This is a genomic window from Mucilaginibacter sp. GW822-FHT03E02 (assembly GCF_058801545.1).
Window position 1 is genome coordinate 5,041,216 of sequence record NZ_JBXANJ010000001.1, and the last position, 16,228, is coordinate 5,057,443.

Below are 16,228 nucleotides of genomic sequence, written 5' to 3' on the forward strand. Positions count from 1 at the left end.
AACCACATCTATATATGTATCGTTGTGTTCGATAATTAAGTCTGCAACCGCATGTTGCATCGTATTGATCATTTCGATTACACATTAATACTTCCAAAATATTCATCTCTATTTATCTTAATTCAATATTGAAAGCAAGATCGTCGGGTGCTAAACATTGATGGTCATTACATGCCATATATTTCAACGTTCCCTTAATAATTGCATTTTTATTAATGATTTTTACCTTTTGCCGAAATGTTACTGTATTGGTGAAATACGATACATTCATCCCGAATGTTTGGTCGAAATGGGTTAATGGGGTACCCTCTTGCGGAGTACCGATTAAAGTATAGGCCTTAGATTTCACATAGGTAAAAGATGTTTTAATAGGACCTCCGCTACTTTGGTTTACTGAGTAAATGTGCCAGCCATCTTCTATGTCTGCTTTAAAATATAAGATTGCTGAAGTTTTGTCTATCACTTTTGAGGCATAACTCCATTTTACCGGTGTCAAAATTTGGGCGTGTAGATTTGCATTTAAACAACAAATCATAATAATTATAAAAAAGGCCTTCATTGTTGATTTCATTAATTTTTATCTTTGATGACTACGATTTCCATTAAACGTTTTTCCTTTTTTACCTCAAACCCTGTTTCCGTCAGCGCTCTAACAATCCCAGCAGTGTCATCCAATTTTTCTGGTAACTTCATATCGATACTTTTCGTCATACCAGTCCCATCAATAAATGGAACCGGAGATAGTCTATTCAATTCGGCCAAAACCTCGTCGGTCCGAGAGTTGATTATATTTATGAAGTGATTTTTATTTACCCAATCAGTTTCTTTACCGGAAGTCATTAGCCTGTTGGAGTCAATAGGTGCTTTTATGATATAACAAATCAACTCTCTTTTCTCGCTTGTTACTGAAAGGTGAAAAAACTTTTCAAGGTCAGATTGCATATACTTAATCAAATCGTCGATCTTTCCCGGAGCGGTATTTAAATCATAGGAGTATAATTCTGAAAAGGAGCTAGGGTCTGACAAATCGAGCCTATTGAACAATGCTGTATCTTTATTTTCAAACGAAATTTGATTATCTGGGAAATGGATCAAATTTCTATAGGCCGAGCGATAAAGTGCTCTCAATGGCTGATTTATGACAAATAAACCGTAAATGTTGCCATTTTCATCTTGCTTGATTCCCGATGAATTCAAACCGTCGATCATGCCCTTCACTAAGGTAGACGTAAGCAAGGGTTTATTTGCTATCCTATCATTGCTATACAATAATTCATTTAGGGAATGTTTTCCTAAATCGAGGTAATGATCTGTTTTATAATGCATCCGTACATCCTTCCCATTCAAAGCAACCTCAATATTGGCCGAATTTACCTCAGCCCCTCCTGTGATCCCTATTATTATCCCTTTATCATTTATCCATACTTCATGAGGTAAAACTCTATGGGGAAAATAACTATCTAAAGCATCGCAATTATAAACTACAGGCAAATCGATGTCGACATTAGTCCTATCTTTAACTTTTGAAAGAATACCCGTTATCTTAACTTTGTCATCATTATATTTCTTGCTGTTTCCGTTAACAAGAATAATCTTTAGCTGTCCTTTAAATAGATCTTGCAATTGTTGCATATGTGGAAATAGGTCAATACATGAACTGCATGATGACGACCAAAAATCCAATATGGTAAGTTTACCTTTTAAATCATCCAACAGGCATTCCCCTTTTCTATAATTGATAATATGATTTAGATAAACATTAGGTAATTTTTCGCCAACAAGTAGTTTTGTTGTTGATGGGGATTGAACGGTTTTTGATTTTATTGGTAGAAAATTTTGAGCAAATACGACATTGCCTAATACCAGTATAGGTAAAAAGTAAAGAATTTTATTTTTTACACGATTCATATTGCAGATGTTTTGTAAATGGTTTCGAAACATTAATTAGTTTTGCGCAACTCCCGTTTCCGTAATCACCGCCTGCGGGATCGGGAAAACATACCTCGCATCTCCCGGCTGCAACTCGTACCGCTGACCGTTCACTATTTTTACCACCGTTTTCTTAAATGCATCCTCTTTATTCAACCTCCTGAGATCCGTCCAGCGCTGACCCCGTAAAACCAGCTCCTTCCGTCGCTCTTGCAGCGTCCAAGCCAGCACCTCCGACCCGTTCGCTGAAACTAACGGCACATAAGTAGCCGCCGAGTATCGGTTCTTGCGTAATAAGTTCAGGTCAGCCAGGGCAGTTTCCACCTTACCAGTCCTAGCCGCCGATTCAGCACGGATCAAATACAACTCATCCACTGTAGGTCCGTTAAACAAAGCCGTCGTTCCGTCATAACTCCCGTTAAAATTATAGTATGGTTTTGTTGCGGCCTTTTTAAAAAAGAGTGCTTTGCGCAGGTCATTTGCATCATAGGAAGTATAGAGTACGGTATCTATCAAATACCGGGGTGCAAGTAAGACGGGCGCGGAGGACAGTACAGTATGAAAGATCACTTCGTCGTTAAAACGTTTAAACGCGACCGTGCTCCCCGCCGTTAGCTGGTTGTAATCCATCAGCTTCCCGTTCAGCCTAAGGCACGAATCGGCATAGGTGTAAGCTTTCGTGTAATCTCCTGCCGCCAGGTACGTCCGGGCCAGCATAGCGAATGCGGCTGCCTTCCCTGGCCGGGTTTTCGCCACCACGTCAACCGGTAAAGCCGCCGCCGCCAGCGTAAAATCGCTTAGCATCTGCCCGTAAGTCTGTGCCACCGTGGACCGGACCGACTTCGCGTTCAAATCTGATGAAGCCCGCAAAACCAGTCCCGGGTCCTTATCCGCTGTCGCCGGGTCGTAGGCTTTACAAAACTCCTGCGCCAGCGCGTAATAGGCATAACCACGAAAAAATTCTGCCTGGCCCTGCACATTCCGCCAGGCTGCGCTGCCATCGCCGTATTTGGCCGTTCCTTCCAGCACGATGTTGGCATAAAACACGACGGTATAGGGATATGACCAATCGTTCCTCGGCAGATCGTTAAACACCTCCCGGTCCCAGGTATAGGCGTTCCTGTTGGTTACCGATACCGACGCCCAGGTTGCGTCCGTAATAAAACCATCATCCGCGCCATCTGTACCTGCGTATGGCCAGGTTTGCGTCATGACATTGTTATTGTCCATTAGAGCCTGGAAATCCGCCAGCGTCACCGGGACCTGTAAGCTGAGCGAGGGTTTAACTTCCAGCTGCTTTTTACACGAAAATAAAAGCAGGCACAGGCAGGCAAATCCCAGCAGTACGCTTTGCGATAAACCGTTCCGCAACTTTGTTTGTATATTGATTGTCATTTTTTTCATCATCAAATCGTTTAAAAATTGGCGCTTAAACCCATGGCAACAGTCCTGGCCGGCTTGATACTGTAGGGATAGTCCGGATCGAGGGGCGTTTTGGTGGCCTTCCAGATTAGGCCTAGGTTTGCCGCGTATACATACACCTGCACATGTTTAAGCGCCAGGCGCTTTAGCTGCCGAGCACCAAGGTCATAAGCGAGCCGGGCATCCTGTAGGCGAATATTGTCCCCTTTCTCCACGTTCACGGAAGACTGATTGTAAAACTGGTCGCGTGAACTGTCTGTGGGATAAGTAAAGGACGGCACATTGGTATGCTGCTCGTCCCCAGGCTTTTGCCAGCGCCTGGCATAATCGTCACTTTCGTTGGCGCGGTTAAATGCCAGCGCGTCGTAGGCGATGCCGTAACGCATCCAGTAATACCCGAAACGGTAAGCCAGGCTGGCCGATACCGACCATCCTTTGTAGCTAAATGTATTGCGCAGGTTGCCGTAAAATGGCGGCACCGCCGGCCCGCTGTATTGCAGTTCACCGATCGTAGTTTCATCAATGATCGTAGCCGCGTCACTGCTCACCACGCCATGCAGGTAGCCCCTTGGGTCTCCTGTTTGCGGGTCCAGCCCGGCCCATTTATAGGTTAGGATGGAATATAAGGGCTTGCCCACCAACGGCGATACGCCAAGTCCATTAGCCGCGTAGTTGTAGCCCCGGTCGCTGGTCTGGTCGTAAGCGGTCACTGTATTCCGGGCATAGTTGAACAGCATGTCCGTCTGCCAGCCCAATGTATTGGTGGCCGTTCCGCCAATGAAATTCGCGTGCAGGTTCACCTCCAGACCGCTGCCTTTCATCGAAGCTACATTGCCTTTATACTGAAATAAATTCGTTGCGGGGTTCAGCACTCCTGTCGTCTGGTCCAGCTGCCGGTAGCCAATCAGGTCGTGCCCCCGCTTGCTGTAAACCTCCAGTGAACCGGACAATAGGCCGCCAGCGGTACCAAAATCAATCCCCGCGTTCAGTATCCCTGTTTTCTCCCAACCCAGGTCCGGGTTCGGCGGGTTGGCCACCATTGCATAAGTCAGATGGCCGATCCCACTCGTACCGGAGGAGTAACGGATCGCAGCCAGTGCCGACAGGGTATTGTCCACGTTCCCGCTGTAGCCGTAGGTGAGCCGTACTTTCAGGTAAGGCAGCCAGCCCAGGTGATAAAAAGCTTCGTTATTTACCGTCCAGGCAGCACCTACCGAATACAGCGGCACGCCCTTGTGGTTGGCATCTACCCCAAACAAGTTCGATTCGTCTTTGCGCGCGCTGGCCGACAGGCTGTACCGGTTAGCATAGGCATAAGCCAGGTTGCCGTACCAAGACAGATTATAATTGTCCCGACTGCCGTTACTGTTACCGTAAGGGATGCGGCTGCTGCCCAGGTAGGACTGGTCGGCTAAGAGGAAGGTGGTGGCATAGTCGACGGGCTGGCCCTGCCCGATATTGGCATTGAAGCCATAATCCTGGAAGCTGCGGGTGCTGGTATGATCGTTCCGGTACTCGTAACCGGCGAGGGCGGTCAGCTCTTGCTGCCCCCAGGCCTTCCGGTAATTCAGCTGCGCCCGGATGCTGTTCGAGCTAAAGCGACTATCCGAGCTGTTCATGATCCCACCTGCCGGTACCGGCAGTGTCAGGCTGCCGTTGGCAGCGGTCTGTGTATACCGGTTTACCACATTCCTCGCGTAATAGCTATCCTTACCATAGAGTAGCGTACCGTTGCTTTGCGCGGCTTCCAGCTGGTAGCGAAATTCAGCATCCAAGCCCGGCAACAGCTGATAACGGAGCGCGGTATTCAGCAACAGATCCATTTTACCGGTATGATTATCAATATTTTGATAATCATTTAGCGGAGTGAAGTTCCAATCCAAAAAACCCCTCGCTTTGGCTGCATCGGTAAATGACTGCCGATAATCCAGCGCTACTGGCAGGGGATTGCCCTTGTCATCCGCCAGCCGAGCGTAGGGATACAACTGCTTGCCATCAGCGCTGACCAGCGAGGAAGGATCGTTACGCCCGGCTGTTGTTTTACTCTCCGTAAAATATACACCTGCATCAAGTTTTAACCTTTCCCCAAGGGAATAGCTATTCTCTGAATGCAAGTTTAACCTGCGGTAGCCAGCCTGAAGGGCGTCTAAGTTATGGTCATAGCCACCTGAGAAATAATAAGTAGCCTTTTCTGAACCACCACTAAGGTTTAGAGCGTATTGCTGGTTGATAGCGTTATGGTACCAGTATTTTTGAATATCGTTCCGCGCGTCCTGAGTGCCCAATAACGTCAGTTGCCGGTCCACCTCGGTTGTGCTCAAAAGTCCGTCGCGTCCTTTAATCATTAGCTCGACTGCCGGTGATAAATTTGTATTTGTCACCGATTGTTCATCGCTGTTATAAAAACCCTGTGCAAACAATTGCTTTTCTACGCTGATAAAATCGGCGGAAGACATTTGCGGCAAGTAAAAGGCATCAGGTTTAGCAGCAACGGTCACATTCGCATTAAAACCGATTGCGAGCGACTTGTTCCTCGCCCCCTTTTTCGTGGCGATTACAATCACCCCGTTACTAGCCCTCACACCCCAGATTGCCGCAGCGGAAGCATCTTTAAGAATGGTTATGCTTTCCACATCATTGGGATTTAAATTGGCCAGATCTCCGTTATAGGGGAAATTATCAAGGATTACCAAAGGCGCGGCATTGGCGAAAAACGTACTTCTACCGCGGATTGCCAGTTCGCCATCATGCCCAATTCTTTTGTCAAAGAGGATACTGCTGACGCCCTCCAGCCGACCAAGTACATTTGTACTAACCGACCTGTTTAATAAATCCTTTCCCACCTGCTCGTAAGAGCCTGTTGCCTTCTCTAAAGGCAGGGACTGGTAACCATTAGATACCAACACCTCATTCAATTTACTAACCTGCTCACGCAATATCACATTCTGAAAAGTCATCCCTTCCGTAACTGAAAACGTATAAAGATTATAACCAATAAAACTTACAGCGATCTGATCCCCGGTATTTGCGATCAGTGTAAACTCACCATTATCATTCGTCAAAACCGCCTTTTGACTATTCTTATCCAGTACCGTAGCGCCAACCAAAGGCTTGCTTAAAGTATCAACCACCCGCCCCGAAACCTTCACCGGAGCAGCAGGCTTAACCGCCACAGGCGCAACCACCTTTCGCTTCAACAAAATATTCTTATCCACCACCTTATAACTCAGCGGCAGGTACTTCAGACATTTATCCAAGGCCTCGGTAACCGGCACATTATTCACTTCGACACTAACGGTTAAACTCTGCACATCCTTACCTGTGTAGAGGAAAACATAACCGGTTTGTTTTTCAATGGCATGCAAAACTTTTTCTAAAGGTGCATGGCTCTCCTTCAGCGTTACTTGGCCATAAACCACCGACGCACTGGCCTGAAATAAGCCTATAATTAAAAGAAGGGTAATTAAGTTGATCCGCATAAGGATGCTTTTTAAAGCCGGACTGATCCGGGTAGAAACATGGCCAACTGGCAGTGGATGCTTAGGAGGGGGCCATACCCCCGGCTTTGCCATCGTAATAGCGTTTAAATTCATTACTTTTGTACAGTTTGGGTTAATACAGAAAAATAGTTCAGCAATTGTTTTTTATCCCGATCCGTCGGGAAGGGTTAACCCGGATATTTCCGCAGAAGTCTTCGACCACTTCTGCGGTTTTTTCTTTTGTAACCGATTGTCTCTTTTGTCGTTTGTAAGCTTAAGCCATAGGCAAGTTTTTGTTAAGGGTTAACAATCTATCAGGGTGTTACAATAATTTTCTTTTGAGCGCCTGTACCTTCTATCCTGAAATTCACATTAAAGTATTTCAAAATATCCAGCACCTGCGAAGCATTCACATTCCGGTGCAGCTTACCATTGAATACTGTTTGCGGCAGTTTACCTTCGTATTCCACCTGTACATCATACCAACGCGATAACTGGCGCATTACAACCGGTAAATCCGTATCCTTGAACTGGAACAAACCATCCTTCCAGGCTACTACTTCTTCTGTATCTACATTCTTTACACCAATGTTGCTCGCATCTGCAATCGTCGCCTGCTCACCCGGTTTTAACAATGCTGCCCGGTTATCTTTGGTTACCCTCACACTTCCTTCCAGTAGTGTTGTTTTCATGGCAGGTTCATCGCTGTAAGCATTGATATTGAAATGCGTACCCAATACTTCCACGGTTTGCCCGTTGGAACTCACCCGGAATGGCTTGGCCTTATTATGCGCCACCTCAAAATAAGCTTCTCCTGTGATCGCTACTTCGCGATCTTTACCCGTAAAGGCAGTTGGAAAACGGATCGAAGAAGCCGCATTTAGCCACACATGGCTACCATCAGGCAAAACCACCTGGTATTGACCGCCTCGCGGGGTACTAATAGTATTGTACACCAGTTCAGCAGAAGTTTTACTTGTACCAGCTTGGGCATCATAGATCACCTCACCATCGGCCTTTTTCATAATAGCCGTGTTACCCTGCGCCGCTAAAGTTCCATTCCTGGCACCTGTCAAAATAATCCGCTGCCCATTTGCCAATATTAGGACGGCTTTATTACTACCCGGCTTAATATCGTTATGTGCCATTTGTGCTGCCGGTTTTGGCTGTCCCTTTTGATTATAATAGTATAGTCCTAATCCCAGGCACAACAGGATCGACGCGGCAGCAGCGATACGCGGCCAAAGACGAACAACTTTAGGCGGAACCGCAGGATCAGGCGGTAAACCGGCTTTGATCTGCGCATTACGAGCTTCGTAATCGGGCAGCTCCGGCTTATCCTTTTGCTGGGCAGCCAATTGGTTATACCAGGTTTCTACCTGCGCCTGTTCCTCGGGTGTACATTGCCCTGCCAGATATTTGTCGATCAGCGATTTTGCGATTTTTTGATCCATTTTCGGTATTAGCTATCCCCTTTTGTGTGATGACGCAGAGCTGAGCCCAAAGTGGTACGCGCTTTAGAAAAAAAATTAATAAAAATTTAAGGTGGAATTTACAATAGGAAGTTTGCGTCTGGAAATCAGAGCAGCAACGTAAATAGAAAGGCATCCAGCTTCAGGCGAAGCGTCTTCATGGCCTTGTAGATTTGCTTTTTTACCGTTTCGTCTGCAATGTTCAATTCCTGGGCGATCTGGCTGTGAGATAAACCTTCTTTCCGGCTTAGTTCAAACACCTCGCGCATTTTAGGCGGTAGTTTGCTGATCTCCATTTCGACCTGCGCGGAGAACTCGCGGTAACGCACCTGCTCGTCGGTCACCATTTCGCCTTTTTCGATAATGGTTACCAGTGAATCAAGATAACTCTCATGCACCTTGCTATGACGGATGGCGCTGACAATGCTGTTGCGCACGGCAGCATAAAGGTAAGCCTTGATGGAAGTGGTGATGTTTATTTCGGTGTTTTTGATCCAGATGGTAGTGAATACATCCTGAACGATATCGACGGCGGTATCGTCATCCTGCAACATTTTGCGGGCATGGTGGAATAAAACGCCCCAGTAACGGTTATAGAGTTCGGTGAACGCAGCATGGTCGCCCGACTTTAAAAAGTCAACCAATTCCGAATCTGAAAGGGTGCTTTGCTTGGCCAAATGCGTGTTTCGTTAAAACGAATTTAACAAAAAGTTAGCGCAAAGTAAATAATTGGTTGTAAATAAGGAGGTAGAAAGTGTTAAATATAATTTAATACACTTGAATTGCACCTCCGGTCAATATAAAAAGATAGTCGATTGCAGAGGCCGTCATAAAGATCAAAGTTATAATATTAGGCAGGGCCGACAGACAGCAAGCTAGCTATTGAAATAGAGAAACAAGCAGCTAAGCAAATAGGCGGCATTAGACAAATGTTTCAGGGAATAGATTTTGAATAGATTTCAAAAATCTCTCGTATGAGATTGGTGCGAAAATTAAATCATCTCCTAATTTGACATAGTCTTCCACTTCTTCTTTTAGGAGTATAGTTGTAAATATCACTTTTGCGAAATGCGACACTGATTTATATAAATCCATTGGTGAAAATTCCAAACCACCCATATCGATATCTATTAATACAAGTGTTTGCAAAAGCGCATTATCGATTGAATGCACAGCGATCGAAGCCTCTTCAAATAATCCCTCCAATTTTAGCCCGTTTGTTATTTCGATAAAACGCCTAATATGTTCTTGTAAATGCCGCTGATTACTAACAATATAACAATTTATGTTTTCCATAATATTAATATGATTATTGTTTAAAAATCACGAGCTTGCAATATACTAGCCATTGATTAAATATTTCTAATTAGACCTTCAAATTACAAAAATAGATGTACATCGTCAAAATTAGAGTTCGTTTTTTGATCGATATTATTAGACAGGCTGCGGCATTTTAATTCGTAACATCAATTGGTAAATCTATTCAATCACATTGACATTGACCGCTCATTACCTAAACGCCCGTCTACTTCACTAAGATTCGTACACTCATCTATTTGCTTCACAATCGAAGCCCCAGCTTCATCATTTGCTGCCTCGTTCCTTGCCTTAATCATAGCCAGTTCCACAAAAAACAGGTTATTAATATCCTCCTTAATCCTGGAATACGTTTCCTGTATTTCCGTTGCCGATACATTTTTGATCACCGGAATAGGCTTATAACTAGCCTCTTCCTTTTTAATCGCCTCATGATCGTTCTGTATCTCATTGTGAAAAATTTTAAAATTGATCTTGTTGTCTGGGTCATCGGCTACCATGCCCACAAAAGCACCCGATGATAATGTAGCGATCTTTGAAACTGGTATGGCGTAATCCAACTGTTTGGACTTACTGGTGGAGGTATCCTCGCTGGTGATACTTATACTCGTCCTGTCCTGCATGATCTTACCAAAACGTTCGGATAACTGCTTGGCTGTATCACCGCTCACCTGACCGCTGATCACATTACCGACAATATTCATAATCACCTCGGCCTGATCATGCCCATAATCTTTCTTTAGCTGGCTTAAATCCTGTAAACCCAAAGTGGTTGCCGACCGATAACCACGCGCTACGGCAATATGGGAATCAATGCCGTTTACGAAAATCGATGAAAATTCATCAAACACTAAACTGCTTTTCAGCATGTGTTTTTTATTGGTAAGTTTCAGCAGCCGGTTTACATACAAGGATAATATCGCACCATAGATCTGCGTCTTCTGCGGGTTATTACCCATGCACACAATTTTCGGCTCCTTGGGATTATTAATATCCAAAGTAAAATCATTGCCCGACAGCACATAATAAAGCTGCGGTGATGACAAACGGGCCAGGCTGATCTTCGCACTGGCAATCTGTCCTTCCAACTGTTCTTTTGCCCCGTTCTTAAATGCCGATACAAACGGGTTGATCAATACCTTGATTTCTTCTTCCTCTTGCAATACCGCAAATAAGGGGTCGTAATCTGCCTGCATCAGTTCGATCACATGCGGCAGCGTACAATACCTGCCATCTTTATACCTCCGTAAATACCAAATGATGCCTGTTAAAAAGTTGATCGGGCTTTCAACAAAGAAATCGCCCTGCTTTTTGATCCAGTCCCGGTTTAAACCTAACATGATAGTCCTCGCCGCTTCGGTCGCATCCGTAATGTCGTTCATACTTTGCGGATCGAGCGGGTTACATCGGTGTGTACGGCTGAGATCGTCAAAATTAATGACGTAGAATTTGGGCTTAACCTTATAAGCGCCGGGATTATTGATAAGCGTATTGTATGCGATTTTAGTCAGGTCGTCAAACTTAAAATCATACAGGAACATGGTAAAACCCTTTTTGATATGCTGGGTAATTACATGCCGGATCACAAAGTAGGACTTACCGGCTCCTGGTGTGCCGATTACTAATAGCCCCCTGAACGGGTTTATAAAGTTCACCCAGCTTTTATGTTGCTTACCTTTCAGGTTATAAATAGCAGGCAGGTTAACCGAATATTCGTTTTCCAGCAGCCTTTCTTCCTGGGGAAAGGTTTCGTTGTCGGTATTGAATATGTCATTCGTTAGTGCCACTTTGATGAGTCGCGACAATAATGTACCGCCGGTAAGTATCAACAGGTATCCGATAGCCGTAACCGCTATATAGGTAAACGTTATAACACTTACCGGCGCGGACAGGTAGAAAGCAAGGTGGCTAACGAAATAGAACAGCAGCCCGCTAAGTGAATAAGCGACAATCGCCCGTTTGTCTATCTTCTCGTCCTTTCTGCCTTTGGCACCAACTAAGGAAACGAATAGCATTAATAAGGCTGTCAGTTTAGGTTTCCAGATATTATTGAATAAACCTGTCTTGGCAATATTGCTAACGATGCGTGTAGTAATATCTGCGGTGAAATGCCATTGTTGAAATGCAGCAAAGCAAGCGATGTAAAAATGTATTGCTAATATGAAAATGCTGATCAGCCTTGTAAAATCAATGATCTTGCGTAGTCCTTGTGTATCTTCCCCGGTATTCATAATAATATCCTCCTTTAAAATTGTTATGGTGTCATAAACCCTTGCCCCGTTCCTGTTTCTTCTTCTTTTTGCGGGTAACGAGTGGTGCGCCGCCGTCACCACCTTTGCCCATAAGGTTATTAAGCAGTTTGTCAAATGCCGACGGTTGCAGGTATTGTTCGGTTGGTTCATCAGATTTTAGGTAATCCGTCTTTGGTGTGTTTGGCAGATAGGTTGGTTTCGGTTGCGCTGTTCTGCTATAGCTATCCTGCTTTTGTTTGACAGGCTGATCAATAGTGCCAAATTTTTCATTTAATCCTTTGGCAGTGTACGCTTTGCCCAAGTCGCTGCCGTTGAAAACGGTTTTATTATAGTTGTCTATAAATGTTACCCCGTAAGTTATTCCTTGTTCATTCTGCCGGAATATAGCCTGGATATTTTGTTTTTGCAGCTCCTTAATAAAGGTATCTTTAGTGATCCCCATATAGTTTCCGAATACTTTTTCAATCCTGCCTTTCAGGTTCTCCTTAAATGGTTTGCGTTTTTCTTCATTCTGTGCAAACCTGGCTTCCAAATTCTTTAAGGTGGGTTTATCATTTAAGCTGCTTGCTTTAAATGGTATCCCGATTTTGTTGCCTTTTTCATCCAGTATCGAATAGATCAGCCCTTTCTTTTCAAACATTAATGTACCCTCTTTGCCACGGTCGGCTATGACATTAAATTGTTTTAGGACGGCATTTAGTTCAGGGAATGAAGTGAATTTATATTGGCTGACCACTGCGCTCACCACATTGGTAATTGCCCGTTTTGTGGGTGTCTTGCCATAAACCGCCTTTTCGGGTGTGATGGGTTTGATACGGTTAGCCTGGTTGAGGGCTTTGCTTTCAGCTTTAACCAATCCAAATTCTATCTCCAGTTCTTTCCGAGCGGTTTCCGAAAGGGTTTTACCAATGTTGTGCAAACTGATCCGATTGCCATCCGTTTCTATATTCGTAGTAACGATATGCAGATGTGCATGCTTGGCATCATTATGATTGTAAACTAAATAAGGCTGGTCGCCAAAACCGATCCTGTCCATGTAAGCCGCCGCGATCTGTTGCATGGTCAGGGTATCCGGCTTTTCGCTTTCATCAAAGTTAAGCATGATGTGTACCGAATTGGTTTTAACCCGGTCGTTGAGTTCGGTCAAGTGCTGGAAACGGTTAAGCTTGTCAGAAAAATTCAACTTTTCTAATTCGGTACCAAACAGGCTGGCCATGATGAGTTGCGCCGATCCCGCTGTAACTTTGTTCTCGTTATAGTTCAGCAATCCCCGGATGCTTTTACCGCTTTTTATTCTTGCAACCATTTTTGAGTGAGTGAGGTAACCAAAATCATCAGGTGGTCGATCTTTGCATCAATATCCTTTGAGCGTTCAATGGCTTTCTGTGCATAGAAAACTCTGCCGGGTTCATTTCTGGAACTGTTAAATCCCCTGGTGAGCTGGTTGATATTAATGCCGATGGCTTTGAGTTCCTTTCGGATGCGGGTCAATTCTTCCATTGTCCCGCTCATGGTTATATCTTTATATAAGCATAGTATCTTTTCTTTGGAAAGGATCTTTCGCGCTACTTCACCGATAGACCTGCAATTGCTGCCGGTCAATAGTTTTTCCATTCTGTCATAGGTAGCTTTGGTTACCCTTGTCCGCACCACCTTCGTATAAAGTTGCTCCCTGTTTTCCGTCTTTGGCCTGGCCATAATCATCCCTTTAAATTCCATGACCGCCAAGTTCCGCGGCGGTCATCCCCGACTGAAAGGAGCGGGCAAGATCCGTTTGTGTAGACAAACGTACATCTTGCCAAACACTGGTGTGTTTGGTCTGCTCCCTTACGGTCGTCGGTAAAACTTCGTTTTCTGTTTTTGTCTGCTGCCCTTCGGGCCGCCTTTAATCCTTCGGATTTTTGGCCATTGGGTTTGCACCTAACGGTGCAAACGGGCGCATTGCTGCGCCCACCTTTCGGCGGTTATGTACGGTTGTTTGGTTTACCCGTGGGGTAAACTTTTGATAGGCTAATTTTCGGATGACTGTGTTTCGTATCATGGCTTGTTGTTTTTGTTAAGCCAAAAGTGAGGGGATGGGGATTGGTTAAATGGGAGTGTGCAGATGTGGAGAGAATTATAAAATAACCGGCTGACTATCAGTGGTTTTATAAAACACGTATAATGTTATATCAGAATATCACCGTTAATTCAATTCGGACAGGCGTATATTTGAGCTATTTAATCATTTACCTATGTATCCGAATCCGCTGATTATAAAACATTCCGGTGTATATGTTAAAAGTCTTCCGGGCGATCTTACACATACGGAAGCATTTGAATTGGGGCCAGATTTGTTGGTCGAATGGGCAATAATCGAGGTTGGCAATGATGGCATTGACACGATGGATATGCGCGGGAATTGGACTGTCAGCTTAACCCGACTATCGTTATTCCTAACCAATGAAGAAGATTGTTTTCAGCAGCATTACTCCTGGGATGGGGATAAATGGATTTCTGAAGACGACCCTCAAATTTATTTGAAAAAAAGAGGTGATGTAAACGACCTCAGCAGGCCGTTTTATTTTGATTACCGTTAATCTTTCGCCTTTTTTCAGGACTGCCAAAAATTCCTATGTTTGAGTGGCAACTTTATAGTTTAATCGATAACTATGTTGCCTGAAAAAACACAATCAAATGATTTAGACATCACAGAGTTGCTAAATCAAATAGAGTTGGGGGAAATACCATTAGCATTAATCGTTCAACGGTTAATTGAGGTTATTATCAAACTCAACGAAAAAGAAAAGCAATTAGACAGTTTGATTAAGTCGCTTCCTATGCTTTCTGATATTACCAAAAAGATAAGCGAAATACATACGCTGCACTTCCCGGCAAAGCACTTAAAAATGAAATCCCAAAAGGAACGGTTTATGGCCGAAATCCTTTTGGGATCAGTCAGAAAAAAGAAATAGCTGTTATATAGCAGGTATCAGCTTATCGGATTGAACAAATTTTAATAAATCTTTTAGGTAAGTTTCCGTTTCAACTAAACTGCTATGCCGGTTTGCAGAGCATATTTCTGCGAGTGTCCAGCCTGCTTTAAACTTTTTGACATTGGAAAAGTGCTTGAAGGAATAGAGCGTGTAATTTTTGTCTTTGAGGTTTAAAGCTTTCAGACACTTTTGAAAACGCTCGTAAGGTGTGTTTTCACCGATTTTCTGTTCGGCTATAATAGTATCCGGCGAACCTAACAGGTAATAATCCCTGGGGTATTTCGGAATTTTAAGTTTATCCAGCTCTTTTCTTAAACTCACATCAATATGTACCGGCAATGATTTTTTGTTCTTGGCGATAGATGCAGGTATAGTGATCGTATCATTTTCTAAGCTGATGAACTTTAATTGCAGGTATCGTAATTCTTTGGGCCGGATACAGGTGTAATAGATCATCCTAACGAATAATAAACAATAAGGATCATTGACTTGCAGCCAGTCTATAATTAATTTAAAATCGTCGTCGGAAAATACCTGGTGGGATTCAGTCGCTAACTTTCTCCTTGTTTCTGTATCCGTTACCGGGTTAATTTCGATGTACTTGTTCTTTTTAAGATAGCGGAAATAATTATTAAGCGATATCCGGGCGTTATTGTAGGTAACACCCATCCATTTTTCGGATCGCTCGTGGTGGTCTAAAAAGTGGGTGATCTCATAATCGCTGATCTCGGTAGCTTTTTTATGTTCCCCGTAATAGGCAATGAACATTTTAACTTTAGAAAGATAGGATTGAATGGATTTTTTCCGGGTGCCCTTAGCTTCGTGGTAGGCTTCAAAAAGAACTTTGCCTTCTTCGAGAGATAAAGAAACGACCTGCCGCTTTAGTTTTTCGTTACTCCTTTCGTCAATCGGACTCCAGCCGCCGTCTAAAGCTTCGCTGTAGGTTTCTAACAGTTCAGTGAAAAGGGTAAGTTTTTCTTTAGGGTCTTTTACCCTGTTCAGATTTTTACTGAACCTGAACCGTTCCATGTTACGGGTAGCCGGATCATAAAAGAAAAATTCAATGTACCAGCTTTGTTTGGCTTCCTCGCGGGCTTTTGTAGAGCCTTTCGGAACCTGATCAATCTTTTTTCCCTTGAATAATTTGGGGGTTGTGTAGGTGATTTCTGCCGTTTTCATGGCCCCGAAATTGAGGGGCTGTGGCAGAGTTTTGTCAGAGTAAGCACCTGGTGAGTAGCTAAATAGCTGATTACCAGGTGCATTAAGTGTCTGAGTGGAGAATATCGGAGTCGAACCGATGACCTCTTGCATGCCATCGGCTTTTTAGCAAATTTCAATTGGTTATAAATTTCATTCAAATATCTAAATATCAGTATTTTATG

General features: G+C 43.9%; 14 protein-coding genes. 2 read left to right on the plus strand and 12 right to left on the minus strand.

Translation table 11 applies throughout. The features are described 5' to 3' along the window. Positions 1-112 precede the first annotated feature (112 nt). The 11 genes from AC1RM2_RS20940 to AC1RM2_RS20990 all read right to left on the minus strand — a co-directional run bounded on the left by AC1RM2_RS20940 (position 113) and on the right by AC1RM2_RS20990 (position 13,912). Positions 113-571 carry a protein-disulfide reductase DsbD domain-containing protein gene (locus tag AC1RM2_RS20940; protein WP_492987102.1) on the minus strand — a complete coding sequence of 153 codons (459 nt, stop codon included), beginning with the start codon at positions 569-571 and terminating at the stop codon, positions 113-115. Next, complete coding sequence (locus AC1RM2_RS20945; protein ID WP_492987103.1) at positions 571-1,908, minus strand: TlpA family protein disulfide reductase; 1,338 nt, start codon at positions 1,906-1,908, stop codon at positions 571-573. Before AC1RM2_RS20945 ends, AC1RM2_RS20940 begins: the two co-directional genes overlap by 1 nt. A gap of 36 nt (positions 1,909-1,944) precedes the next feature. Further along, a complete protein-coding gene (locus AC1RM2_RS20950) occupies positions 1,945-3,324 on the minus strand; it encodes a RagB/SusD family nutrient uptake outer membrane protein (RefSeq protein WP_492987104.1) in 1,380 nt (459 codons plus the stop codon). Positions 3,325-3,344: 20 nt separating this feature from the next. Next, positions 3,345-6,944, minus strand: coding sequence for a SusC/RagA family TonB-linked outer membrane protein (locus AC1RM2_RS20955; protein ID WP_492987105.1), 3,600 nt, complete (start codon positions 6,942-6,944; stop codon positions 3,345-3,347). A 200-nt stretch (positions 6,945-7,144) separates the two neighbouring features. Then, a complete protein-coding gene (locus tag AC1RM2_RS20960) occupies positions 7,145-8,284 on the minus strand; it encodes a FecR domain-containing protein (protein WP_492987106.1) in 1,140 nt (379 codons plus the stop codon). A gap of 125 nt (positions 8,285-8,409) precedes the next feature. Further along, positions 8,410-8,979 carry an RNA polymerase sigma factor gene (locus tag AC1RM2_RS20965; protein WP_492987107.1) on the minus strand — a complete coding sequence of 190 codons (570 nt, stop codon included), beginning with the start codon at positions 8,977-8,979 and terminating at the stop codon, positions 8,410-8,412. Positions 8,980-9,223: 244 nt separating this feature from the next. Beyond that, a complete protein-coding gene (locus AC1RM2_RS20970; RefSeq protein WP_492987108.1) occupies positions 9,224-9,598 on the minus strand; it encodes a hypothetical protein in 375 nt (124 codons plus the stop codon). A 191-nt stretch (positions 9,599-9,789) separates the two neighbouring features. Beyond that, positions 9,790-11,850 (minus strand): conjugal transfer protein MobC, encoded by a 2,061-nt coding sequence (gene mobC / locus AC1RM2_RS20975; protein WP_492987109.1) that lies wholly within the window; start codon positions 11,848-11,850, stop codon positions 9,790-9,792. A gap of 31 nt (positions 11,851-11,881) precedes the next feature. Beyond that, on the minus strand, positions 11,882-13,177 hold the full coding sequence (locus tag AC1RM2_RS20980) for a relaxase/mobilization nuclease domain-containing protein (RefSeq protein ID WP_492987110.1): 1,296 nt from the start codon (positions 13,175-13,177) through the stop codon (positions 11,882-11,884). Next, entirely contained in the window at positions 13,162-13,569 is a 408-nt protein-coding gene (locus tag AC1RM2_RS20985) for a mobilization protein (RefSeq protein ID WP_492987111.1), read from the minus strand. Before AC1RM2_RS20985 ends, AC1RM2_RS20980 begins: the two co-directional genes overlap by 16 nt. A 187-nt stretch (positions 13,570-13,756) precedes the next feature. Next, positions 13,757-13,912: a hypothetical protein gene (locus AC1RM2_RS20990; RefSeq protein WP_492987112.1), complete on the minus strand. Its 156-nt coding sequence runs from the start codon at positions 13,910-13,912 to the stop codon at positions 13,757-13,759. A gap of 193 nt (positions 13,913-14,105) precedes the next feature. Here AC1RM2_RS20990 and AC1RM2_RS20995 point away from each other — a divergent pair, with 193 nt between their 5' ends. Further along, complete coding sequence (locus AC1RM2_RS20995) at positions 14,106-14,450, plus strand: hypothetical protein (protein WP_492987113.1); 345 nt, start codon at positions 14,106-14,108, stop codon at positions 14,448-14,450. A 72-nt stretch (positions 14,451-14,522) separates the two neighbouring features. Continuing rightward, positions 14,523-14,825 (plus strand): hypothetical protein, encoded by a 303-nt coding sequence (locus tag AC1RM2_RS21000; protein WP_492987114.1) that lies wholly within the window; start codon positions 14,523-14,525, stop codon positions 14,823-14,825. 3 nt (positions 14,826-14,828) lie between these two features. On the opposite strand, the gene AC1RM2_RS21005 is transcribed toward AC1RM2_RS21000, so the two are convergent. Then, on the minus strand, positions 14,829-16,025 hold the full coding sequence (locus tag AC1RM2_RS21005; protein WP_492987115.1) for a tyrosine-type recombinase/integrase: 1,197 nt from the start codon (positions 16,023-16,025) through the stop codon (positions 14,829-14,831). Positions 16,026-16,228: the final 203 nt, after the last annotated feature.